Below are 21,546 nucleotides of genomic sequence, written 5' to 3'. Positions count from 1 at the left end.
CTTACTCAGTAACGACCTCGTTGCCATTAACGATGGTCTTGATAATTTTAAAGTCGTGCGTGAACGCAGTCAGGTTGGCTACTTTGCCTGGCGCGATGCTGCCGAGTTGTTTGTCGACGCCAATGGCGCGAGCAGGGTAGAGCGTTGCCATACGTAAGACTTCGTCGAGAGCGATATTCGCATGTTCGACCAGATTGCGTACGCCTTCAATCATGGTTAATGATGAGCCGCTCAGTGTACCGTTCTCATCAACGCACAATCCATTACGGTAGTATATTGTTTTGCCAGCGAAAATGAACTGTTCAATGTTTGCACCTGCTGGTGCGGTTGCGTCGGTGACCAGGCACAGCTTGTCGCCTTTCAGGCGTTTGGCATTACGAATGTTAACGTAATCAACGTGGAGGCCATCAGCGATGATACCGCAATAGATATCGGCTTCATCAAGAATAGCGCCCGCCAGACCAGGTTCGCGGCCGGTAATGTACGGCATCGCGTTGAACAGATGCGTCGCAAAGGTGATACCTGCGCGGAACCCGATTTTTGCTTCTTTTACCGTTGCATTTGAGTGACCCGCAGAAACCACAATACCCGCATTCACCAGTTTGGTAATGACCTCTACCGGGACCATTTCTGGCGCCAGCGTTACTTTGGTGATTACATCGGCATTATTGCACAGGAAATCAACCAGCGCAGCGTCCGGTTGACGGACAAATCCCGGATTATGGGTGCCTTTTTTCACCAGATTCAGCCACGGGCCTTCCAGATGAAGCCCTAGTGCCTGATTCGGGTGTTTCGCCAGGTATTCACGCATGACGCGAACGCCTTGTTTCATCAGGTCATCGCTGGTGGTGATAAGCGTTGGCAGGTAGCTGGTGCAGCCAGATTTTTCATTGGCTTTCTGCATGATTTCCAGCGTTTCAACGGTCACGGCTTCTGCCGTATCGTTAAACTGTACGCCGCCGCAGCCGTTTAGCTGTACATCGATAAAACCGGGGGAAACAATGGCCCCATTCAGTGAGCGCTGTTCAATTCCTGACGGTAACTCAGCCAGTGGGCAAACGCTGTCAATCAGGCCATTGGCGACAACAATCGCATGGTCATCAAGAATTTCGTGACCGGTAAAAATCCGGCCCTGGGTTAAAGCATACATTCCGACCCCCGATTTCAAAAAATGCCGCCCTGCAACTTATCGACAGGGCGGAGACATCAATTACAGACCTTTAATATTTTCCGCTTCTAACTCGTTAAAGTATTTCAGCGTCTTCACTTTCAGTTCCATGGTGGAAGGCTCATCGCAGACCACAACGGCTTTCGGATGCAGCTGCAGACAGCTGATGGTCCACATATGGTTAACGTTGCCTTCAACGGCGGCTTGCAGCGCCTGCGCTTTCTGGTGGCCCAGTACCAGGATCATCACTTCTTCGGCATCCAGCAGGGTGCCCACGCCAACGGTCAGCGCATATTTAGGTACCTGGCTTACGTCGCCGTCAAAGAAGCGTGAGTTCGCAACACGCGTGTCGTGAGTCAGCGTTTTGATGCGGGTACGGGAAGCCAAAGAAGAGGCTGGTTCGTTGAACGCGATGTGACCATCGTTGCCTACGCCGCCCATAAACAGGTGGATTTTACCGTAAGAACGGATTTTCTCTTCATACTGACGGCATTCTGCATCAATATCCGGTGCGTTACCATTGAGGAGGTTGATGTTTTCTGCTGGAATATCAACGTGATCAAAGAAGTTGCGATGCATGAAGCTATGGTAGCTTTCCGGATGCTCTTTCGGCAGGCCAACATATTCGTCCATATTGAACGTCACAACATGCTTGAAGCTTACCTGGCCCGCTTTGTGCATTTCAACCAATGCTTTGTAGGCTGTCAGCGGAGTACCGCCAGTCGGCAGGCCCAAAACGAACGGACGATCAGCCGTTGGTTTGAACGCGTTAATACGGTTAACGATATGGCGAGCAGCCCATTTGCCGACTTGTTCAGCGGTATTCAGGGGGATCAGTCTCATTCTTCACCTCAAAAGTAAATGTAAGCAATTGGCGGATTGAGTCTCTGTGCAGTATTAAGCGTAACCTGGTTTTGCATCGGTAAGGATCAATCCGTTTCGATTTTTTGAATGATAAAATAAGTTTTCGTAGTTAGCCAGTGGAAGGGAGGGTTAATAACGATATTTGGTGACTGGAATCACAAAAAACACGCATTTAATTTGCGATACGAATTAAATTTTCACACACTCTGAATGTAGATGAATGGTTAATATTGTTGTTCCAGAATCTTGCTGTCAGGAATGGTCGCACAATAAAAATATGGCTTCAAAGAAGCCTAATCGGGGTCTCGTAGGGGGAATAAAATGAATATTTTAGGTTTTTTCCAGCGGCTGGGTAGGGCGTTACAGCTCCCCATCGCTGTGCTGCCAGTCGCGGCACTGCTGCTGCGATTCGGCCAACCAGATTTACTTAACGTACCCTTCATCGCGCAAGCGGGTGGGGCTATCTTTGATAACCTGGCGTTAATTTTCGCTATCGGTGTGGCTTCCAGCTGGTCAAAAGACAGCGCGGGTGCTGCAGCGCTGGCGGGTGCGGTCGGTTATTTCATATTGACCAAAGCAATGGTTACCATTAACCCGGCCATCAACATGGGCGTGCTGGCAGGTATCATCACTGGTCTGGTCGGCGGTGCAGTGTATAACCGTTGGTCTGGTATCAAACTACCTGACTTCCTGAGCTTCTTTGGCGGCAAACGCTTCGTGCCGATCGCCACTGGCTTCTTCTGTCTGGTGCTGGCTGCTATCTTCGGCTACGTGTGGCCGCCGGTGCAGAACGCCATCCATGCGGGAGGTGAGTGGATCGTAGGCGCTGGCGCGCTGGGTTCCGGTATCTTTGGTTTCATCAACCGTCTGCTGATCCCAACCGGTCTGCATCAGGTGCTGAACACCATCGCCTGGTTCCAGATTGGTGAATTCACTAACGCTGCAGGTACCGTATTCCACGGTGACATCAACCGCTTCTACGCGGGTGACGGCACTGCGGGTATGTTCATGTCTGGCTTCTTCCCGATCATGATGTTTGGTCTGCCGGGTGCGGCGCTGGCAATGTACTTCGCCGCTCCGAAAGCACGTCGTCCGATGGTTGGCGGTATGCTGTTGTCCGTTGCGATCACCGCGTTCCTGACCGGTGTTACCGAGCCGCTGGAATTCCTGTTCATGTTCCTGGCGCCATTGCTGTACCTCCTGCACGCACTGTTAACGGGTATCAGCCTGTTCGTTGCAACACTGCTGGGGATCCACGCGGGCTTCTCCTTCTCCGCAGGGGCTATCGACTACGTGTTGATGTACAACCTGCCGGCGGCGAGTCAGAACGTCTGGATGCTGGTCGTGATGGGCCTGGTGTTCTTCGTCATTTACTTTGTGTTGTTCAGCGCGGTTATTCGTATGTTTAACCTGAAAACGCCGGGCCGTGAAGATAAAGAAGACGATATCGTTACTGAAGAAGCGAACAGCAATACTGAAGAAGGTCTGGCTCAACTGGCAACCAACTACATTGCAGCAGTTGGCGGTACCGATAACCTGAAAGCGATTGATGCCTGTATCACTCGTCTGCGTCTGACCGTTGCCGACTCCGGTCGCGTAAATGATGCGATGTGTAAACGTTTAGGCGCATCTGGAGTGGTTAAGCTGAACAAGCAAACTATCCAGGTCATCGTGGGTGCGAAGGCCGAATCTATCGGCGACGAAATGAAGAAAGTTGTCGCGCGTGGCCCGGTGGCTGCAGCGTCTGGTGAAAGTGCGCCAGCAGCAGCGGCTCCGGTTGCTAAACCGCAAGCTGTAGCGAACGCTGTAACCGTTGAAACTTTAGTTTCTCCGATTACCGGTGACGTGGTTGCGCTGGAGCAGGTGCCTGATGAAGCCTTCGCCAGCAAAGCTGTAGGCGACGGTGTGGCGGTGAAGCCAACGGATAAAATCGTGGTTGCTCCGGCTGCCGGCACCATCGTGAAAATCTTCAACACTAACCATGCGTTCTGTCTGGAAACCGTTAAAGGCGCGGAAATCGTGGTCCACATGGGCATCGATACAGTAGCGCTGGAAGGTAAAGGCTTTAAGCGTCTGGTTGAAGAAGGTGCGGAAGTGACTGCAGGTCAACCGATTCTGGAAATGGATCTGGAGTTCCTGAACGCTAACGCACGTTCCATGATTAGCCCGGTTGTGTGCAGCAACAGCGATGATTTCGGTGCTCTGGTCATTAAAGCCGAAGGTCATGTGGTTGCTGGTCAAACACCACTGTATGAGATTAAAGGTAAATAACTGCTCCTGAGTAAAGTGAGTTAAGTGCCTTAAGCGGCGGGGGATATTCCTCCGCCGCTTTTTTTTGCAGCAAATACCCTCATATATCCTGTTGAAACACCTTTTTTGTGCAACTAATAGTTGTCTCCTGACGTCGCTTATAAGATCATGTTCCGTTATACGTTGTTTACGCTTTGAGGAATCCACGATGAGTGAGGCTGAAGCCCGCCCGAGTAACTTTATTCGTCAGATCATCGATGAAGATCTGGCCAGTGGTAAGCACACCACTATCCATACACGTTTTCCGCCGGAGCCAAATGGCTATCTGCACATTGGCCACGCGAAATCCATTTGTCTGAACTTTGGCATTGCGCAAGATTACCAGGGCCAGTGCAACCTGCGTTTTGATGATACGAACCCGGTTAAAGAAGATATCGAGTACGTTGAGTCGATTAAAAACGACGTTGAATGGTTAGGTTTCCACTGGACTGGCGATATTCGCTACTCTTCGGATTACTTCGATCAGCTTCACGCCTATGCGGTAGAGCTTATTAATAAAGGCCTGGCGTACGTTGATGAACTGTCAGCGGAGGAGATCCGCGAATACCGCGGCACTCTGACGCAGCCAGGTAAAAACAGCCCGTTCCGCGATCGTAGCGTCGAAGAGAACCTGGCACTGTTCGAAAAAATGCGTACCGGTGGTTTTGAAGAAGGTAAAGCCTGCCTGCGCGCGAAAATCGATATGGCTTCGCCGTTTATCGTGATGCGTGATCCGGTGCTGTACCGTATTAAGTTCGCCGAACACCACCAGACCGGCAACAAGTGGTGCATCTACCCGATGTACGATTTTACCCACTGCATCAGCGATGCGCTGGAAGGCATTACGCATTCACTGTGTACGCTGGAGTTCCAGGATAACCGTCGTTTGTACGACTGGGTGCTGGACAACATCACCATTCCGGTTCACCCGCGCCAGTACGAATTCTCGCGCCTGAATCTGGAATACACCGTGATGTCCAAACGCAAGCTGAACCTGCTGGTGACCGACAAGCACGTTGAAGGCTGGGACGATCCGCGTATGCCGACGATTTCTGGCCTGCGTCGTCGTGGTTATACTGCTGCCGCTATTCGTGAGTTCTGCAAACGCATTGGCGTGACCAAGCAGGATAACACCATTGAGATCGCTTCTCTGGAGTCCTGCATTCGCGAAGATCTGAACGAAAACGCCCCGCGCGCGATGGCAGTTATCGATCCGGTGAAACTGGTTATCGAAAACTACCCGCAGGGCGAAAGTGAGTTGGTTACCATGCCTAACCATCCGAACAAACCGGAAATGGGCAGCCGTGAAGTGCCGTTTAGCGGTGAAATTTGGATCGATCGCGCAGACTTCCGCGAAGAAGCGAACAAGCAGTACAAGCGTCTGGTGATGGGCAAAGAAGTACGTCTGCGTAATGCTTACGTGATCAAGGCTGAACGTGTAGAGAAAGATGCAGAAGGGAATATCACCACCATTTTCTGCACCTACGATGCCGACACCCTGAGCAAAGATCCGGCTGATGGCCGTAAAGTAAAAGGTGTTATTCACTGGGTGAGCGCGTCCCATGCGCTGCCGATTGAAATCCGTTTGTACGATCGTCTGTTTAGCGTGCCAAACCCAGGTGCGGCGGAAGACTTCCTGTCCGTTATCAACCCGGAATCGCTGGTCATTAAGCAGGGCTACGGTGAGCCGTCACTGCAGGCTGCGATTGCAGGTAAAGCGTTCCAGTTTGAGCGTGAAGGCTATTTCTGCCTGGACAGCCGCTATGCAACGGCTGACAAGCTGGTATTTAACCGCACTGTAGGTCTGCGCGATACGTGGGCTAAAGTCGGCGAGTAATTCCTGTCACACTGCCTCAAACGCCGCCAACGCGACGTTTGAGGCGGATTTTTCTGTTTTACTTATGCTGCATTAACGCCTGAACCCGCTGCTGGCTGCGTGCCAGCACCACCGATGTCTCCTGCTTACCCACCGTCGCCTGATTGACCATTTCACTGAGGATCATGGAGCCGGTAATATCCCCCATCCGCGTAAAGTTCTTCTCGCCGACCGATCCAAAGACCTGCATATTCGGGTACTGGGCAATCAGCTGTTCAGGGAGAGTTCCAAAGACTTTGACGGCAGGGTTGTCCTTCCAACTGACGTTTTGCGCGGCGGCCTTCGTCACCGGCAGCATCGCCCCCGGAGACATCAATACCCAGTCAGCCGCGTTCTGCGCCTGTCCCATAAAGCTGACAAATTTTTCGGCGGCTTTCGTCTCTGCCTCAGTCTGACCGGTCGTGAGCGTTAATGATGTGATAACGCCAAATACGGCAGGTGATTTTTCGCTCGGCACGACAAAGCCTAAATCCGCCAGTGAACCATCCTGATAAATCGCTGGCAGGATGTAGGTCGAATAGACCGCCATCGGCGCGGTGCCGTTCATAAAGGCGTCTTTGATCTCTGTTACGTTGTTCGAGCCAGGCATGGTATAGCGGGCCAGTTCGCGATAATAGTTCAGCGAGGCCTGCATTTCCGCTGAGTTAACCGTGATGTCGCCGTTTGCGTTGAACACATTGGCACCGTTTGAAAGTGCGAACTGGGAGAAGGTTTGTTCGCTCATGACGCTTTCAGCCGTCGGCAGCGCGATGCCATATTTTTTACTGGTGCTGTCGGTCAGCCTGCGTGCCGCTTCCAGCAGTTGCGTCCAGTTTTTGGGTTCGTCGATTCCTGCTTTAGCCAGTACCGATTTCCGATACCAGACTCCCTGTAGCCAGGCGCTGATCGGCACGCCGGTATAGGCCGTTCCGTCTTCGGTACGAACAATGCGCAGCACGCCGTCGTAGAAGGCGCTTTCGCCTTGCCTGTCGATCAGCGTTTTCACCGCTTTGTGGTCGATAAGCTGCTCTTTATCCATGACTTTGGCATAGTCATGGCTGACCTCGACGACCTCCGGCAGTGAGCCTGAGCGGGCAAGGGTAATGATTTTGGTATTATAGGCATCCTCTTCGACGGGAACCTGCTTCACAATAATATCCGGATTCTCTTGCTGAAAGCGGTTGATGATCCCGGCAATGACGGTCTGGCGCTCCTGCTCAACGGCGGAGTGCATAAATTCGATGGTCACCTGCTGAGGTTTATCCTCACAGCCTGAAAGCAAAACGGCGGTTACCAGCGCCAGCATTGTTTTTGGTATGTTCATTTTTAATCCCTTGTTGTCGTCCATTTCCGTTAATTAACAACTGGCGCTGATATGGATAGCGTCCGTCGACAGCGCACCCGCACAAATCAGTAAACCGATCCCGCCATCCATCAAGGCTTCGTGTTCAGCGTCCTCCACGTGCAGCGTTTTACCGTCAACGGTCGCGGAGATAATCTGCCCGTTGACGCTGATATCGAACGACACAGGGCGCTCGTACACGTCGGACAACGCCGCTTCTGCCAGAACTTTGGTGCTGGTGTCGCGCACGCGGACGATCTGTAATTTTCCGTCGCGCATGATGCGTGCGGCGTAATAGCGCCTCATCCCCTGTACCCGAAAAGCCAGACCGCCGTACTCCCCTGAATGCAGCGTAATGTCACTCTGAACGCGGTAGTTATCCCACTGCCGCGTTCCGTGAATAATCAATCCCTCGTCGTACTCTTTGGAGATGCGAAAGCTGGTGGGATAGTGGCGTGAAAAGAGATCCACGCCGTTTACCCAGGCTCGCCACCAAAAATTAGTTTCCCCTGTGGGTTTACGCAGGGTCAGCTCAGGTGCGCCGTCCCAGCGCATACTGTCGATGAGCAGGCGACCGCGGGCAACGCGGGCATCGGTGCTGATTGTTACGCCAATCTCGCCGATCGGTTGGCCCTGGCAGTCCGGGAGATCCAACGCCAGCGTTAGCGATTCACCCGGGGCTATGCTCTGCGCGTCGCCGTACTGGGGTGTCAACTGATTGTTGTCATCATAAACCCGGTAGCAGAGCCGCACGTTTAACGCGGATGTGTTATCCGGTGGCGCAATCAGGGTGGCCTGAAGACGCTGACCTGGGTAGATAAGTGGGGTAGCCATTAAATCGTAGCTGCGCATTTCCACGATTTCAGGCGGGGTAAAGGTTTGCGTGGTCACGCTGGCATGAAGTCCGGGCGCAAGATGGCGATAGTGCAGACTCAACATCTGCCGCCCCAGGTGCGCCTCATTCTTAACCTCAACCGCGGCCGCATTTTCTTCATTAAGCCAGCGGAAACCCTGCACGCTGCCCGGTAGTGAGAAATGGTACTGCGCGCCGGATTTTTTGGCTGCAGGGCGCGGCAGACCGGCAATCTGGTGTCCCAGACCGACCAGGTAATCGGTGATCCGCACGGCGTTGTTTATGGAGAACCCCCCGTCGGCTGAGGAGATCAGCATTCTGTCCGCCAGCGGCCCGCGCCAGTCCGGGCCTGCGTCAATACCCTGGAGTCCCAGCATAATGCCGGACAGACAGCCGACATTCCCCGCATTGCAGTCGGTGTCCCATCCTGACGTATTGACAATGCACTGGGCCTGCTGGAAGTCGTCCGGCGCGTAAAGGATCGCCATAATCATCAGCGCATGATTAGGAATGATGTGGCAATTGCTGGGATATTTGTGATAGCCATAGTTGTCGTCGATTCGCTGGCGGGTCGTCTGCCAGTCGTTATCTTCCCGTCGCCAGCGACGGATATCGCCAACCAGCTGGGCTATTTGCGACTCTGCCGGGATCACGGATAGTCCGACGTCAATAAGCTGTTCGATCTCCTGGCAAATAAAGGCCTGTGATTCCATCGCCGCCCAGAGCATAGCGGCATACACCGCTTCACCGTCATGGCTCACGCTGGCGGCATTTTTGGCAAGTTCTGCCGCCAGACGGGGTTGTCCCGGTGCGACAAGCGCCCAGCTATCAATAAAGATTTGTGCGCCAATCTGTTCGGCAATCGTTTTCCCGTTGGTCGCAATGGCTCCGCTTAGCGGAGCCGGAATGCCTTTTTTGAGATTCAGCCAGGCGGTGTGTTCCGTCGAATTACCGTTGCCGCCCCACCAGAGGATGGTGCGCTTATCAATGATGTAATTAAGCCAGCAGTGCCCCATCTGTTCCGCGCTCAGATCCGGCGGCAGGGCATAATCTTCCAGTGCGCGGATAAAGGTAAAGGTTCCGGCGACATCATCGTCGGTGACAACCAGCGGACGCTTAAATTTTTCGTGGACGTAATACTGGATTGGCCCCAGCTCCTGCATAATTTTTTCGTAGGTCCACCCTTCAAAAGGGCGGCCAAGGTAGACGCCGATTAATTTCCCTAACACCCCTGCATAAACGCGCGACTCATAATCTGAAGGCAATTCCATCTGTTTGATCCTTGTATGGTGTTTTATCAGCCGTTCAGGCGGATTCTCTTTTTACCAGGCCCCAGGGCATTTCAGTGGTGCTGCCCTGGAGCTGTGCGGTGATATCAGTTTGCGCCAGGAGGAGGGCGGCCGCTTTTTGCCCAAGCTGCTCCGGGTACTGGGCGATAGTAGTCAGGGAAGGGGTCACCAGCCCGGCGGCGGGAATATCATCGAAACCCATCACCGCAAGCTGCTCCGGGATAGTGATGCCTTTCTCCCTTGCGGCACGCATCACGCCGATAGCCATTAAATCGTTGGCGGCGAAAATCGCATCCGGGAGCGTGCCGTCATTAATCAGCTGCATCGCGATCTGATAGCCGCTTTGTTCGTTAAAACCTGGCAGAATTTTGATGCGCGGAAGGCGGCCGGCCTGGGTCATCGCCTGGCGATATCCTTCCACTCTGGCAGGCTCAGGACCGCCAGCGCTGGCGATCATCGTGATATTTCGGTGCCCCTGTGCCAGCAGATATTCGACGGCGCTGCGCGCGGCAGCGGCGTTGTCGATATAAACATTATGCAGCGGCAGCGGGCCGCTTTTTTTCATCCTGGCTTCAATACGTGCAATCGGGATCCCTGCCTGAAGATACGGGGCAAAATCTTTCATCCCGACGTTAAAAAATGTCCCCACCACGGCGTCGACCCGCCCCTGCGCTGACCAGCGCAAAAAATGCAGCTCTCTTTCCCGTAATCCATCGGTGCTGGCCACGATCGCATCGTAGTGATACCTATCCGTCACCGACTGAACGCCACGGACGAGTGAGGCATAAAAAGGGTTGGCGATATCCGGCACGATGCAGGCGATCGACATGGTTTTATTGGTTTTCAGCGCTTGTGCAAAACGGTTCGGTATATATCCCAGCTGATTAGCCGCTTGCTCAACCCGGCTCACTGTCTCCTGTGGATAGGTGTGATTTCCTTTGGTGAGTACCACGGATACCACCGCCTGTGAAACGCCAGCCAGGGCCGCGACGTCTTTCTGTGTGATGCGTTTTGTCATTTATTTATCAACTTATACGTATAACCTGCATCTTTGAATAATGGGACACCCGGTAGCTGTCAATAAAAACCTTATAAAGTGAGTGTATTTGTGTGGAAAATCCGAGGACGGTCACATCAACGACGGAGAGTGAATTCAGGAGCTCGAACGTTCTGTTTGCAGAGCGAATTAATGACGTTCGAGAATTAATTTGTTTTGCGAATGCAAAGACAATTATTAAGGGTTGAATTATATATATAATAATAAAATTGAAGATATCTATATGTATATAAAGTGTTTTTTCTTGTTTTTGTGACTTTTTTTACTCCCAAAGCAAAATGTAACAGAAAACAAGAAAATATGTGCGGTTGCTCATACTATTACATACTCGTTACAGAAAGAGATTGATAATTCGCGTCGCGAAAAATAGTCTATTCATTGTAGTCACTGAGGTTTTCTCAGCGCTACTTTTTTAATTTTTGTTTTTTCGCTGTCCGCTTTTGTCGGCAGCATTTTATACCCAATGGATTTCGAGTTGCATCAAGGCGGAGACGCAGCGTGTGCGCTGTCCCCGATGGGGCGAGGCCAAAGGCCGAGTAAAGCCAACACCGATGCAGCTTGAAAAACGAAGGGTTATACGTCAAAGAGGATTAACATATGCGTACGTTTAGTGGCAAACGTAGTACGCTGGCGCTGGCTATCGCCGGTATCACAGCAATCTCGGGTTTCGTTGTCGCTCCCCAGGTACACGCCGAAGGATTTATTGATGACTCAACCTTAACCGGCGGCATCTATTACTGGCAGCGTGAGCGTGACCGTAAAGATGTGACCGATCACGACAAATACAAAACCAACCTTTCTCACTCCACCTGGAACGCTAACCTCGACTTCCAGTCCGGTTATGCGGCTGATATGTTTGGTATTGATATCGCAGCATTTACCGCTATTGAAATGAACGAAAGTAGCGAAAGCGGCCATCCAAACGAAATTGCATTCTCGTCAAAAAATAAAGGCTATGATGAAGATTACTCCGGCGATAAGAGCGGAATTAGCCTTTATAAAGCAGCAGCCAAATTTAAATTCGGCCCAACCTGGGCGCGCGCTGGTTACATTCAACCAACCGGACAGACTCTGTTGGCTCCGCACTGGAGCTTTATGCCAGGTACCTATCAGGGTGCTGAAGCCGGAGCCAACTTCGACTATGGTGATGCTGGTGCACTGAGCTTCTCCTATATGTGGGCCAACGAATATAAAGCACCATGGCACACTGAAGTCGATAAATTCTATCAGGCTGATAAAAAGACCAGCGTAGATTATCTGCACTCAATCGGCGCGAAATATGACTTCAAAAATAACCTGTTGCTGGAAGCCGCATTTGGTCAGTCTGAAGGCTACGTCGATCAGTACTTCGCAAAAGCCAGCTATAAATTCGATTTAGGCGGTAACCCGTTTACCACCAGCTATCAGTTCTACGGCGCGCGCGACAAAGTTGACGATCGCACCGTGAACGATATTTATGATGGTACGGCCTGGCTGCAGGCGCTGACCTTTGGCTACAAAGTGGCGGAAGTGGTTGACCTGCGTCTGGAAGGGACCTGGGTTAAAGCGGACGGGCAGCAGGGGTACTTCCTGCAGCGTATGACCCCGACCTACGCCTCATCAAACGGTCGCCTGGATATCTGGTGGGATAACCGTTCCGACTTCAACGCCAACGGCGAAAAGGCTGTCTTCTTCGGCGCAATGTATGACCTGAAGAACTGGAATTTGCCGGGCTGGGCAGTGGGCGCGTCCTACGTTTACGCATGGGATGCCAAGCCATCAACCTGGCAGATCAATCCGGATGCGTACTACGACAAAAACCGGACTATCGAAGAATCTTCTTACAGCCTGGATGCGGTCTATACCCTGCAAGAGGGGCGTGCGAAGGGCACCATGTTTAAACTGCACTTCACCCAGTACGACAACCATTCAGACATTCCGAGCTGGGGCGGTGGTTACGGCAACATCTTCCAGGATGAGCGCGACGTGAAATTCATCGTTATTGCTCCGTTCACCATCTTCTAATGCCAACAGCGGCAGGCCGGGCGCCTGCCGCATCGTTGAGGAAAGTGCTATGAAAAAACTGATACTCATCGCTGTTATGGCATTCGGGCTGGTGGCTTGCGCGCAATCCCCGGCACCAAAAGAAGACAGTCGTCTGAAAGAAGCCTACAGCGCGTGCATTACTACCGCGCAAGGATCGCCGGAGAAAATCGAAGCCTGCCAAAGCGTGTTGAATGTGCTGAAGAAAGAAAAGCAGCATCAGCAGTTTGCCAATGAAGAAAGCGTACGCGTACTGGATTATCAGCAATGCATCCAGGCCACGCGCACGGGTAATGGTCAGTCCGTTAATGCTGATTGCGACAAGGTCTGGCAGGAAATTCGTAGCAAGAATACTGCGCAGTAAATCGAAAAATGAAACAGACAACGGGCGGAGAGTTTTCCGCCCGTTTGCATTTCAGGGTTTATATTCCACCGGTTGATAACTCCGACTCAGCCGGACAAACAGCATTGCCGTGGCGGCGAGCCCGCAAAGTGCCGCACACATCAGCCACCACCCCGGTGAGCTTTTATCCCCGGTTAGCTGGACCAGCGCTGTGGAGATGACTGGCGTAAGGCCGCCAAAAATCGCCGTGGCAAGACTGAATGCCAGTGAAAAACCCACCGTACGCACATAGACAGGCATCACTTCGGTGAGTGCGGCGACCATTGCCCCGTTGTACATACCAAAAAAGAACGAGAACCAAAGCAGAACCAGCGTCATGCGCGTGAAATCTGGCGCGGCGGTGAGCCAGTGCATAACCGGCCAGGTGGTGATTAGTGCAAGGATGGTAATCCCCATCAACACCGGACGACGACCAATTCGGTCAGAAATCGCCCCGCCAATCGGCAGCCAGATAAAATTAGAAATACCGACCAGCATGGTGACGATCAGGCTGTCGCGAGCGCTCAGGTGAAGTACAGCTCTACCATAGGTCGGTGTGTAAACGGTAATAAAGTAGAACGTCGTTGTGGTCATCGCCACCAGCAGCGTACCCGCAGCGATGAGACGCCAGTTTTTGATGATGGTAGTAAAAATTTCCCTGGTGTCGGGACGGTGCGTACGTTGTAAAAAGGCGTCTGTTTCCTGAAGCGAGCGGCGGAGCACGAAGATCAAAGGAATAATCATGCAACCAATAAAGAATGGAATACGCCAGCCCCATTCAGAGATCTCATCGTGTCCCAGGGTGGCGTTCAGGCCGTAACCAATCAGAGCTGCCACCACAATGGCGACCTGTTGACTGGCTGACTGCCAGCTAGTGTAGAAGCCTTTATTGCCAGGGGTGGCGATTTCAGAAAGATAAACCGAGACGCCGCCCAGTTCCACCCCTGCAGAAAAGCCCTGTAATAATCGGCCGAGTAATACCAGGACAGGGGCCAGCAGACCAATACTGTGATAACCAGGTACCAGGGCAATCAGCAGGGTACCGCAGCCCATAATCGCCAGCGTCACCATCAGTCCTTTACGGCGACCAATTCTGTCGATGTAAGCACCCAGCACAATTGCGCCAACAGGCCGCATTAAGAAACCTGAACCAAACACGGCGAAAGTTAACATTAGCCCGGCAAATTCACTCTCTGCAGGAAAGAAGGTCTTTGCGATATAGGTGGCGTAAAAACCGAACAGAAAAAAGTCAAACTGTTCGAGGAAATTACCGCTGGTTACCCGCAGTATTGCGCCGAAAGTTCCGGCGCGCGATGGTTGTTGTGTCATTGGGTTTGCTCCACTGTCTTATCATAATATTTATAGAGGTAAGAGTTTGCGGGTTAGTCGCCTGCGACCCCCGCCTGTTTGCCGCGCCGTTTCTCAATCGCCCACTTGAGTAAGGCTGCGCAGCGGTAAAATCCGTGGGCAAATTTTCCATAAGGAATGGTCAGAAAGAGCGCCATGACCACGCCGAGGTGAATGGCGAGCAAAATAGCCATCCAGGAGGTGTCTCTTCCCGCCAGCAGCGCTAAACCGGTCAGACTGGTCAGGAGCAGCAGCAAAATAAAACCGCGATCCATCGGTTTTTGCCGTGCGTCGCCATGCAGCGGTGAGCGCTTAAAATTGAGCCATAGCAAGCCAGCCGGGCCGACAACCAGGCCAATGCCGCCCAACGTGCCCAGCATTACCGGAACGCTGAAGAACGGATAGGGCGCTTCTATACCTGCAAAGTAGTGATAGCCCGTTGCCACCACGGTGGCGGCAAAGCAGAGCATAAAACCGTAGAAGGTGAAGTGATGGAAACGGCGGCGCATCAGGGTGAAGGCATCATCTGCTTCGTTACAACCTTTGCCATGCCCACCATCGAGATACTTCAGCGTCAGCGCATTGTGTGAGGCTTCAGCAATTTCAGCGGAACGCGGCACACCCGGAGAGATTTCGCGCCAGAAGCGCAGAACGCCCGCCATCAGCAGACCTATCGCCAGAATAAATACCGAACCAAACATCCATGCGAGCAGGTTATGCGGGAAAATCTGATAAAAATCCCCGGCTAACGGAGGATGGAATAACGAGCCCTTTAAACTCATGGCGAGGAGTAAAAACAGGATCAGACCGAAAACCAGCGCCAGCGTCACAGTGATGCCTGCGCGACGATAAAGCGCGCCAAAGGCGGCGGGTTGCGCGTAGTGCTGATAGGTTTCGAGCCGCACTTCCGCCATCGCCTTCGGTACGTTGATGGCAAATTCATGGGGTGGGGCATACTGACACGCGTGCAGGCAGGCGCCGCAGTTATGGCACAAGTTAGCCAGATAATTGATATCCGCTTTACCGAATTCCAGGCGCTGAGTCATTGCCGGGAACACGGCGCAAAAACCTTCACAATAGCGGCAGGCGTTACAGACCTGCATCACACGTTCAACTTCTGCTTCCGGCTCGGTGATAATTTGTGCTTCGATGATCAGTTTCTCAAGCTGCTTCATGACGTGCCTCCTTACGTGCTGCCAGCGCGGCTTCTTTTCCGGCAATGCGGCCAAAGGTTGTCCCGATCGACATGCCCACGCCAGCGGTGTAACCCTTGCCCAACACGTTGCCCGCCATCATCTCTCCGGCGACGAACAGGTTGCGGCTTGGCTGCCCGGCAAAGTGCACGGCAGCGCGTTCGTTCACTTTTAACCCAAGATAGGTGAAGGTGATCCCTGGCCGCAGGGCATAGCCGTAGTAAGGTGGCTGGTCCAGCGGTCGCGCCCAGTGTGTTTTCGCGGGGGTTAACTTCTTCGTCGTGCAGTTGTCCAGGACGGTATGGTCGAACTGACCTGGCTGGCAGGCGTTGTTGTACGCCGTCACGGTGTGGGTAAAGCGTTCGGCATCCAACCCCAACTGATGCGCCAACTCCGCCAGCGTATTCGCCTGTGCGCCGGGGAATACCGGTGGCATAAAGTGGCCGATGGCTTTACTGTCGATAATGGAATAGCCAATCTGTCCTGGCTGTTGGGCGACCAGGCGTCCCCAAATGGCGTAGCGTTTGGGCCAGAAATCTTCGCCTTCATCATAAAAACGTTCTGCGTCACGGTTGACTACAATGCCGAGTGAAACGCAGTCCACGCGGGTGCAAATCCCGCCGTCATATAATGGCGCTCTGGCATCAATGGCGACGCAGTGTGACTGGGAGGGGTCGCCGATGATGTCCGCCCCGGCATCCATCATAAATTTAAGCAGTACGCCCTGATTAAAGCGCGTGCCGCGAATCAGGAAGTTATCCGCAGGCCACTCGCCGCGGGCGTTCTCTCCCCAGGCTTCGCGCAGCCATTCTCGATTTGACTCAAATCCGCCAGCGGCAAGCACGCAGGACTTAGCGGTTATGCGCTCTTCGCCTGCCAGCGCTGCCACAAACTCACCGTTATGCAGTTCAAGCGCCTGCACCGGTGTGTTGTAGCGGATTTGCACGCCTAACTTTTCTGCGCTGCGATAATAGGCATTCACGAGGGCTTTCCCGCCCCCCATAAAAAAGGCGTTGGTTCGCGCTACGTGTAAAGCACCGGAGAGAGGAGGTTGAAAATTAACGCCGTGTTGTCGCATCCAGTCGCGGCATTGTGAAGAGGTGCGGATCACCAGACGCGCCAGGGCTTCGTTAGTATTTCCCTCGGTGACGCGCCGCAGATCCTGCCAGAACTCCTCTTCAGGATAGCTTTCCACCAGCACATCCTGCGGCGCGTCATGCATACAGCGCAGATTACGCGTGTGTTGAGAATTTCCCCCGCGCCATTCCCGTGGAGCCGCTTCGAGCAGGAGTACCGAAGCTCCTTGCTCCCGGGCGGTTAGGGCAGCACATAACGCGGCATTGCCACCGCCAATCACCAGAACATCAACCATCGTATACTCCATTACCATTGAACTAATTGTTAAATTTGTAATTGAAATGTATACGCGCAGCTTGTACGGGCGCTATGACGAAGTGCTAAAGAGGGCTTTAGTTATTGTAAAGGATGGCGCCTGGCCAGCTTCCTGCTTCCACCAGTTGATGCATCACTTTCGTTAGCACCACGCGGGCGGCGAGGCCCGCGGGGGGGAGCTCATCATCAGAAAGGCTGACCAGAAAGTTGGGGCGACTCAGTATTGGATTATGGACGCCGATCACTCTTAGCGTCTCTTTATCGAGATGGGAAATCGCCGCGCCGGGCTGGAGAGTAGCGCCGATTCCACTGCGAACGGCGCGCATTAGCAGCGCCAGACCATCAATTTCTGTGGCGATCTCAATGCGCAGCGCGTGTTCCTGACAAATTGCTTCCAGCCTGCCGCGCAGACCGTGGCCTGGGCTGGGCATTATCAATGGGATACTTGCCAACTGGGCTGGCGCAATATTGTCATCGGCAATATCGGCCAGTAAGGCATGAGTCCCAATCAAAAACAGGCGCTCTTCGAGAATCGGTCTGGCGCTCCAGCGCAGGAGCTTTTCTTTTTGAAATACCACGGCCAGATCAATCTGGCGGGTATTAATCATCCGTTCCAGGTTGCCAGAGAGGCTTTCCACCACATGCAGGCGGACATCACTATAGCTTTCCCGCATGGCGTTAATAAAAGGCATGCCGAGAACGGAAGCGGTACTGGGGGCCATACCGACGCTGACGTGCCCGGAAAGCCGGGACTCTCGCGCGGCGAGGATTGCATCGTCTGCGTGGCGGAGCGCCAACTGCGCCTGGGAGTAAAAAGCCAGTCCGGCGCTGGTGGGCGTCACGCCACGCGAGGTGCGCTGCAGCAGTCGAATAGCGAGTTCGTTTTCCAGGCGGGACATTTGCTGGCTGAGTGCCGAAACCCCAATATTGAGATCGAGCGCCGCGCTACCCATGCTGCCGGTTTCTACAATGCGAACAAAATAGCGTAGCTGGCGAAGTTCCATTTCGACTCTCCGGGAAGGGACAATTGATTTTACATTAAAGCAACACAGGAGTGGAGGGAAGGGGAAAAGGGGTGATAGTCGCCCATAAAAAAAGCCAACCGAATGGTTGGCTTTTCAGAAAGCATTACATTATTTACCGTCGTGAGCATGCTCATCTTCGCGGCAATCGCCTTCGGCGCAGTGACCGTAAAGATAGAGGCTATGGTTGGTTAAACGAATACCATGTTTAGCCGCAATCTCACGCTGGCGCGCCTCGATGGAATCATCGCTGAACTCGACCACTTTGCCGCAGTCGAGGCAGATGAGGTGATCGTGATGATGCTGTTGAGTCAGTTCGAAGACGGATTTACCACCTTCAAAATTATGGCGGGTCACGATACCGGCATCATCAAACTGGTTCAGCACGCGATACACGGTCGCCAGACCAATTTCTTCACCCATATCGATCAGACGTTTGTATAAGTCTTCCGCACTGACGTGATGGTTATCCGGTTCCTGAAGAACTTCCAGAATTTTTAAACGAGGAAGCGTTACTTTCAGGCCAGCCTTCTTTAATGCGGTATTGTTGTCAGTCATGCGGAATCTGTCCTGTAGCTAAACGATTCACTTCATTAACAGAAGTGACAGAAATTGCACTTGAGATAATGCGATTCATTATAGAACTGCCATGGCTAAATGAAAACTGCAAGTCTCTGGCATATATTGTTAATCAAAACGTGGTATCGCCGACAAACACACTGTGCAATACCCGATTGGCATCCGGCCATTGTACAGGGTCAGACGAAAAAGTTACAAATTTGTAGCAATTATTTTGATTGGTTTTATCTATTGATGTGGCGCAGATGGAAATCTGCGCCACACAAAATCAGGCATTGATGATTTCGTCGAGGTGCAGCTCCTCAGAGATCTGCTTAACCCATTTTTCTACGCGTTCGGCGGTCAATTCAGGCTGGCGATCTTCATCAATGGCCAGACCCACAAAGTGGTCGTCGTCAGCCAGGCCTTTGGACGCTTCAAAGTGATAACCCGCCGTTGGCCAGTGACCGACGATGGTTGCGCCGCGTGGTTCGATGATGTCGCGAATTGTACCCAACGCATCGCAGAAATATTCTGCGTAATCTTCCTGGTCGCCGCAGCCGAACAATGCAACCAGTTTGCCGTTAAAATCAATGTCTTCGAGGGTAGGGAAGAAATCGTCCCAGTCACACTGCGCTTCACCGTAGTACCAGGTTGGAATGCCGAGCAGCAAAATGTCATACCCTTCGAGGTCTTCTTTGCTGCTTTTTGCAATGTCATGTACATCGGCAACGTCTTTACCAAGCTGTTTTTGAATCATTTTTGCGATGTTTTCGGTGTTACCGGTGTCGCTGCCGAAAAAGATGCCAGTGATTGCCATGAGTAAAATAACCTCTTGAAACTTATTGAAATGGTGGTGGCGCATTGCCCACGGATAAGGGCAATCATAGCAGAACAGTCAGGCATGCGGAAACAGCAAACACACAGGACTGCACTCTGTGCTACACGATTTATGATTTAGAGCAGAAATTCAGACTAAGCCTGACCGCGCAATGCGCTGAGTTGGTTCATCAGCATCTCTTCGATGAGTTCACTGCGACTCATGTTGCGCGCCTCGGCCAGCTCGTTCAGAGCGTCAACAGCATCAGCGTTCAGTTTCAGTTCGACACGCTTAAGCCCGCGAACTTTATCGCGTTTAAGCTGATTACGTTTGTTAATACGTAACTGTTCATCACGCGAGAGCGGATTAGTTTTGGGTCGTCCCGGGCGACGCTCCTGCGCGAACAGATCTAATGTCGTACGGTCCGTTTGTTCTTTGGCCATGATCTTGGTGACTTCGGGGAAACAATCAGCCAGGCGTCTGCCCGGATGGATAGCCCGCCATAATACATCAGCAGGGGAGACACGCCAACGCCCACGCGCGTAATCACGCGCAGACGCTGAGTTTTTAATCAGTTAGCCTGTTCGCTCAGATAACGACGGATGGCGCGCAGTACCGCCTCCGGTTTTTCCGCATGCACCCAATGGCCCGCGCCTGCAATAACGTGCGCCCGAGCCTGCGGGAATTGCGTCAGCAGCTGTTCGCGATACGCTTCGGTTACATAAGGTGAGTTGCCTCCGGGGATAAACAGCGCCGGGTGTTCCCACGCCGGGATGGTCTCCCAGCCGACAATATGAGGATATTGCTCCCACAGCACGGGAACATTAAAGCGCCATTCGCCGTCCACGAAGGATTTGAGCAGAAACTGGATCACGCCTTCCTCTTGCAGATGCTGGCGCATGACGCTCGCCGCCTGCTGACGCGAAGAGGACTGCGCGTCAGTTACTGCGTTAATGGCAGCAAAAATCTCATCGTGACGGCGAACATGATAGTCAACGGGAGCAATGTCGATGGCTACCAACCGTTCGACACGTTCCGGGGCCAACGCGGTTAACGCCATGACGGCTTTGCCCCCCATCGAGTGACCAATAAAGATCGCTTTTTCGATCTGTTGATCGTCCAGCGTATCCAGCAGATCTTGCGCCATGGCCGGATAATTCATCACAGGTGAACGCGGGGAGAGGCCATGATTTCGCATATCAACCTGGATGATATCGTGATCGGCCACCAGATCGCGCGCCAGGATCCCCAGGTTATCCAGACTGCCAAACAGGCCGTGCACCAGGACGATGGGAGAATTATTGTGCAGGTTTTGCGCAGATTGCGCTCGGATATTCAATTTCATGGCAAAGTTCTTTTTTTCACACTCACGGGTTAGGGTATCATGTTGACCATTCTGCCACATGGCTGCAACAACTACGGTTACTCTGAGTTTTGCCAGCCACCAGGCTTGACGCTATCCGCTGTTGGGATTTGCCTTTACACTACGCGTGTTGACCCCAACAACTTGTATTCAGCTAAACACTGCACTGGATTAAGATGAAAACGATTGAAGTTGATGATGAACTCTATAGCTATATTGCCAGCCACACCAAGCATATCGGCGAGAGCGCATCCGACATTTTACGGCGTATGTTGAAGTTTTCCGCCGCATCACAGCCTGTCACTCCGGTAGTAAAAGAAGTCCGCGCTGTGCAAGCTGTCGTGGAAGCGAAGCCGGTTAACCCCGTAAAAGATAAAGTGCGCGCGATGCGTGAACTGCTGCTGTCCGACGAATATGCGGAGCAGAAGAAAGCAGTAAATCGCTTTATGCTGGTGCTGTCTACACTCTATTCACTGGATCAAAACGCGTTCGCCGAAGCAACGGAATCGTTGCATGGTCGTACGCGCGTTTATTTTGCAGCAGATGAACAGACGCTGCTGAAAAATGGTAATCAAACCAAACCGAAACACGTGCCAGGCACGCCGTACTGGGTGATCACCAATACCAATACCGGCCGTAAATGCAGCATGGTTGAGCACATCATGCAGTCAATGCAATTCCCTGCGGAATTGATTGAAAAGGTTTGCGGAACAATTTAATCCTTGCATTA

General features: G+C 52.6%; 19 protein-coding genes. 5 read left to right on the top strand and 14 right to left on the bottom strand.

From position 1 onward, the window contains the following. Position 1: 1 nt before the first annotated feature. Together nagA and nagB are read right to left on the bottom strand one after the other, a co-directional pair. Positions 2 to 1,150, bottom strand: coding sequence for an N-acetylglucosamine-6-phosphate deacetylase (gene nagA, locus OGW44_RS17445; protein WP_032931096.1), 1,149 nt, complete (start codon positions 1,148 to 1,150; stop codon positions 2 to 4). Between the two features lie 60 nt (positions 1,151 to 1,210). Continuing rightward, a complete protein-coding gene (gene nagB / locus OGW44_RS17440) occupies positions 1,211 to 2,011 on the bottom strand; it encodes a glucosamine-6-phosphate deaminase (protein ID WP_003022803.1) in 801 nt (266 codons plus the stop codon). A 342-nt stretch (positions 2,012 to 2,353) separates the two neighbouring features. Here nagB and nagE point away from each other — a divergent pair, with 342 nt between their 5' ends. Together nagE and glnS are read left to right on the top strand one after the other, a co-directional pair. Then, on the top strand, positions 2,354 to 4,303 hold the full coding sequence (gene nagE / locus OGW44_RS17435; protein WP_016152249.1) for a PTS N-acetyl glucosamine transporter subunit IIABC: 1,950 nt from the start codon (positions 2,354 to 2,356) through the stop codon (positions 4,301 to 4,303). 187 nt (positions 4,304 to 4,490) lie between these two features. After that, positions 4,491 to 6,158, top strand: a complete 1,668-nt coding sequence (glnS, locus tag OGW44_RS17430) for a glutamine--tRNA ligase (RefSeq protein WP_016152250.1) — start codon at positions 4,491 to 4,493, stop codon at positions 6,156 to 6,158. 58 nt (positions 6,159 to 6,216) lie between these two features. Here glnS and OGW44_RS17425 read toward each other — a convergent pair whose 3' ends face one another. The 3 genes from OGW44_RS17425 to OGW44_RS17415 are packed head-to-tail and all read right to left on the bottom strand — an operon-like array spanning position 6,217 to position 10,678. Next, on the bottom strand, positions 6,217 to 7,500 hold the full coding sequence (locus OGW44_RS17425) for an ABC transporter substrate-binding protein (RefSeq protein ID WP_185654275.1): 1,284 nt from the start codon (positions 7,498 to 7,500) through the stop codon (positions 6,217 to 6,219). A gap of 33 nt (positions 7,501 to 7,533) precedes the next feature. After that, positions 7,534 to 9,642, bottom strand: coding sequence for an ADP-ribosylglycohydrolase family protein (locus tag OGW44_RS17420; RefSeq protein ID WP_185654276.1), 2,109 nt, complete (start codon positions 9,640 to 9,642; stop codon positions 7,534 to 7,536). A gap of 34 nt (positions 9,643 to 9,676) precedes the next feature. Further along, entirely contained in the window at positions 9,677 to 10,678 is a 1,002-nt protein-coding gene (locus OGW44_RS17415) for a LacI family DNA-binding transcriptional regulator (protein WP_185654277.1), read from the bottom strand. A 636-nt stretch (positions 10,679 to 11,314) separates the two neighbouring features. Here OGW44_RS17415 and chiP point away from each other — a divergent pair. Together chiP and OGW44_RS17405 are read left to right on the top strand one after the other, a co-directional pair. Then, positions 11,315 to 12,721 (top strand): chitoporin ChiP, encoded by a 1,407-nt coding sequence (gene chiP, locus OGW44_RS17410; protein ID WP_101699817.1) that lies wholly within the window; start codon positions 11,315 to 11,317, stop codon positions 12,719 to 12,721. Between the two features lie 49 nt (positions 12,722 to 12,770). Beyond that, complete coding sequence (locus OGW44_RS17405; RefSeq protein ID WP_185654278.1) at positions 12,771 to 13,103, top strand: ChiQ/YbfN family lipoprotein; 333 nt, start codon at positions 12,771 to 12,773, stop codon at positions 13,101 to 13,103. A gap of 51 nt (positions 13,104 to 13,154) precedes the next feature. Here the strand turns inward: OGW44_RS17405 and OGW44_RS17400 are convergent, their stop codons facing one another. The 9 genes from OGW44_RS17400 to ybfF form a co-directional block, all read right to left on the bottom strand. Continuing rightward, positions 13,155 to 14,450 (bottom strand): MFS transporter, encoded by a 1,296-nt coding sequence (locus OGW44_RS17400; RefSeq protein WP_016152256.1) that lies wholly within the window; start codon positions 14,448 to 14,450, stop codon positions 13,155 to 13,157. Positions 14,451 to 14,503: 53 nt separating this feature from the next. Continuing rightward, positions 14,504 to 15,643 (bottom strand): tricarballylate utilization 4Fe-4S protein TcuB, encoded by a 1,140-nt coding sequence (gene tcuB, locus OGW44_RS17395; protein WP_016155982.1) that lies wholly within the window; start codon positions 15,641 to 15,643, stop codon positions 14,504 to 14,506. Beyond that, positions 15,630 to 17,033: an FAD-dependent tricarballylate dehydrogenase TcuA gene (tcuA, locus tag OGW44_RS17390; RefSeq protein ID WP_049269237.1), complete on the bottom strand. Its 1,404-nt coding sequence runs from the start codon at positions 17,031 to 17,033 to the stop codon at positions 15,630 to 15,632. The genes tcuB and tcuA overlap by 14 nt, the downstream gene beginning before the upstream one ends. 97 nt (positions 17,034 to 17,130) lie before the next feature. Beyond that, complete coding sequence (gene tcuR, locus OGW44_RS17385) at positions 17,131 to 18,057, bottom strand: tricarballylate utilization LysR family transcriptional regulator TcuR (RefSeq protein ID WP_185654279.1); 927 nt, start codon at positions 18,055 to 18,057, stop codon at positions 17,131 to 17,133. A gap of 129 nt (positions 18,058 to 18,186) precedes the next feature. Further along, complete coding sequence (fur, locus tag OGW44_RS17380; protein ID WP_003022836.1) at positions 18,187 to 18,633, bottom strand: ferric iron uptake transcriptional regulator; 447 nt, start codon at positions 18,631 to 18,633, stop codon at positions 18,187 to 18,189. Further along, positions 18,626 to 18,712 (bottom strand): ryhB-regulated fur leader peptide, encoded by an 87-nt coding sequence (locus OGW44_RS17375; RefSeq protein ID WP_049259739.1) that lies wholly within the window; start codon positions 18,710 to 18,712, stop codon positions 18,626 to 18,628. The genes fur and OGW44_RS17375 overlap by 8 nt, the downstream gene beginning before the upstream one ends. A 210-nt stretch (positions 18,713 to 18,922) precedes the next feature. Then, positions 18,923 to 19,453: a flavodoxin FldA gene (gene fldA / locus OGW44_RS17370; RefSeq protein ID WP_003022839.1), complete on the bottom strand. Its 531-nt coding sequence runs from the start codon at positions 19,451 to 19,453 to the stop codon at positions 18,923 to 18,925. A gap of 155 nt (positions 19,454 to 19,608) precedes the next feature. Next, positions 19,609 to 19,896, bottom strand: coding sequence for a LexA regulated protein (gene ybfE, locus OGW44_RS17365; RefSeq protein ID WP_003022842.1), 288 nt, complete (start codon positions 19,894 to 19,896; stop codon positions 19,609 to 19,611). A gap of 128 nt (positions 19,897 to 20,024) precedes the next feature. Beyond that, complete coding sequence (ybfF, locus tag OGW44_RS17360; RefSeq protein ID WP_185654280.1) at positions 20,025 to 20,798, bottom strand: esterase; 774 nt, start codon at positions 20,796 to 20,798, stop codon at positions 20,025 to 20,027. A 194-nt stretch (positions 20,799 to 20,992) separates the two neighbouring features. On the opposite strand from ybfF, the gene seqA reads away from it, so the two are divergent. Further along, positions 20,993 to 21,535 carry a replication initiation negative regulator SeqA gene (gene seqA / locus OGW44_RS17355; protein WP_016152261.1) on the top strand — a complete coding sequence of 181 codons (543 nt, stop codon included), beginning with the start codon at positions 20,993 to 20,995 and terminating at the stop codon, positions 21,533 to 21,535. The last annotated feature ends 11 nt before the right edge of the window (positions 21,536 to 21,546 follow it).

The organism is Citrobacter sp. Cb023 (assembly GCF_030336805.1).
GTDB lineage: Bacteria > Pseudomonadota > Gammaproteobacteria > Enterobacterales > Enterobacteriaceae > Citrobacter > Citrobacter braakii.
Note: the sequence above shows the minus strand (reverse complement) of the source record. Positions and strands in the feature narration are given on the sequence as shown.

Excerpts from the sequence above, each read along its gene's own strand:
- nagA (WP_032931096.1), bottom strand. The coding sequence starts at position 1,150 with ATGTATGCTTTAACCCAGGGCCGGATTTTTACCGGTCACGAAATTCTT.
- nagB (WP_003022803.1), bottom strand. The coding sequence starts at position 2,011 with ATGAGACTGATCCCCCTGAATACCGCTGAACAAGTCGGCAAATGGGCT.
- nagE (WP_016152249.1), top strand. The coding sequence starts at position 2,354 with ATGAATATTTTAGGTTTTTTCCAGCGGCTGGGTAGGGCGTTACAGCTC.
- glnS (WP_016152250.1), top strand. The coding sequence starts at position 4,491 with ATGAGTGAGGCTGAAGCCCGCCCGAGTAACTTTATTCGTCAGATCATC.
- OGW44_RS17425 (WP_185654275.1), bottom strand. The coding sequence starts at position 7,500 with ATGAACATACCAAAAACAATGCTGGCGCTGGTAACCGCCGTTTTGCTT.
- OGW44_RS17420 (WP_185654276.1), bottom strand. The coding sequence starts at position 9,642 with ATGGAATTGCCTTCAGATTATGAGTCGCGCGTTTATGCAGGGGTGTTA.
- OGW44_RS17415 (WP_185654277.1), bottom strand. The coding sequence starts at position 10,678 with ATGACAAAACGCATCACACAGAAAGACGTCGCGGCCCTGGCTGGCGTT.
- chiP (WP_101699817.1), top strand. The coding sequence starts at position 11,315 with ATGCGTACGTTTAGTGGCAAACGTAGTACGCTGGCGCTGGCTATCGCC.
- OGW44_RS17405 (WP_185654278.1), top strand. The coding sequence starts at position 12,771 with ATGAAAAAACTGATACTCATCGCTGTTATGGCATTCGGGCTGGTGGCT.
- OGW44_RS17400 (WP_016152256.1), bottom strand. The coding sequence starts at position 14,450 with ATGACACAACAACCATCGCGCGCCGGAACTTTCGGCGCAATACTGCGG.
- tcuB (WP_016155982.1), bottom strand. The coding sequence starts at position 15,643 with ATGAAGCAGCTTGAGAAACTGATCATCGAAGCACAAATTATCACCGAG.
- tcuA (WP_049269237.1), bottom strand. The coding sequence starts at position 17,033 with ATGGTTGATGTTCTGGTGATTGGCGGTGGCAATGCCGCGTTATGTGCT.
- tcuR (WP_185654279.1), bottom strand. The coding sequence starts at position 18,057 with ATGGAACTTCGCCAGCTACGCTATTTTGTTCGCATTGTAGAAACCGGC.
- fur (WP_003022836.1), bottom strand. The coding sequence starts at position 18,633 with ATGACTGACAACAATACCGCATTAAAGAAGGCTGGCCTGAAAGTAACG.
- OGW44_RS17375 (WP_049259739.1), bottom strand. The coding sequence starts at position 18,712 with ATGAATCGCATTATCTCAAGTGCAATTTCTGTCACTTCTGTTAATGAA.
- fldA (WP_003022839.1), bottom strand. The coding sequence starts at position 19,453 with ATGGCAATCACTGGCATCTTTTTCGGCAGCGACACCGGTAACACCGAA.
- ybfE (WP_003022842.1), bottom strand. The coding sequence starts at position 19,896 with ATGGCCAAAGAACAAACGGACCGTACGACATTAGATCTGTTCGCGCAG.
- ybfF (WP_185654280.1), bottom strand. The coding sequence starts at position 20,798 with ATGAAATTGAATATCCGAGCGCAATCTGCGCAAAACCTGCACAATAAT.
- seqA (WP_016152261.1), top strand. The coding sequence starts at position 20,993 with ATGAAAACGATTGAAGTTGATGATGAACTCTATAGCTATATTGCCAGC.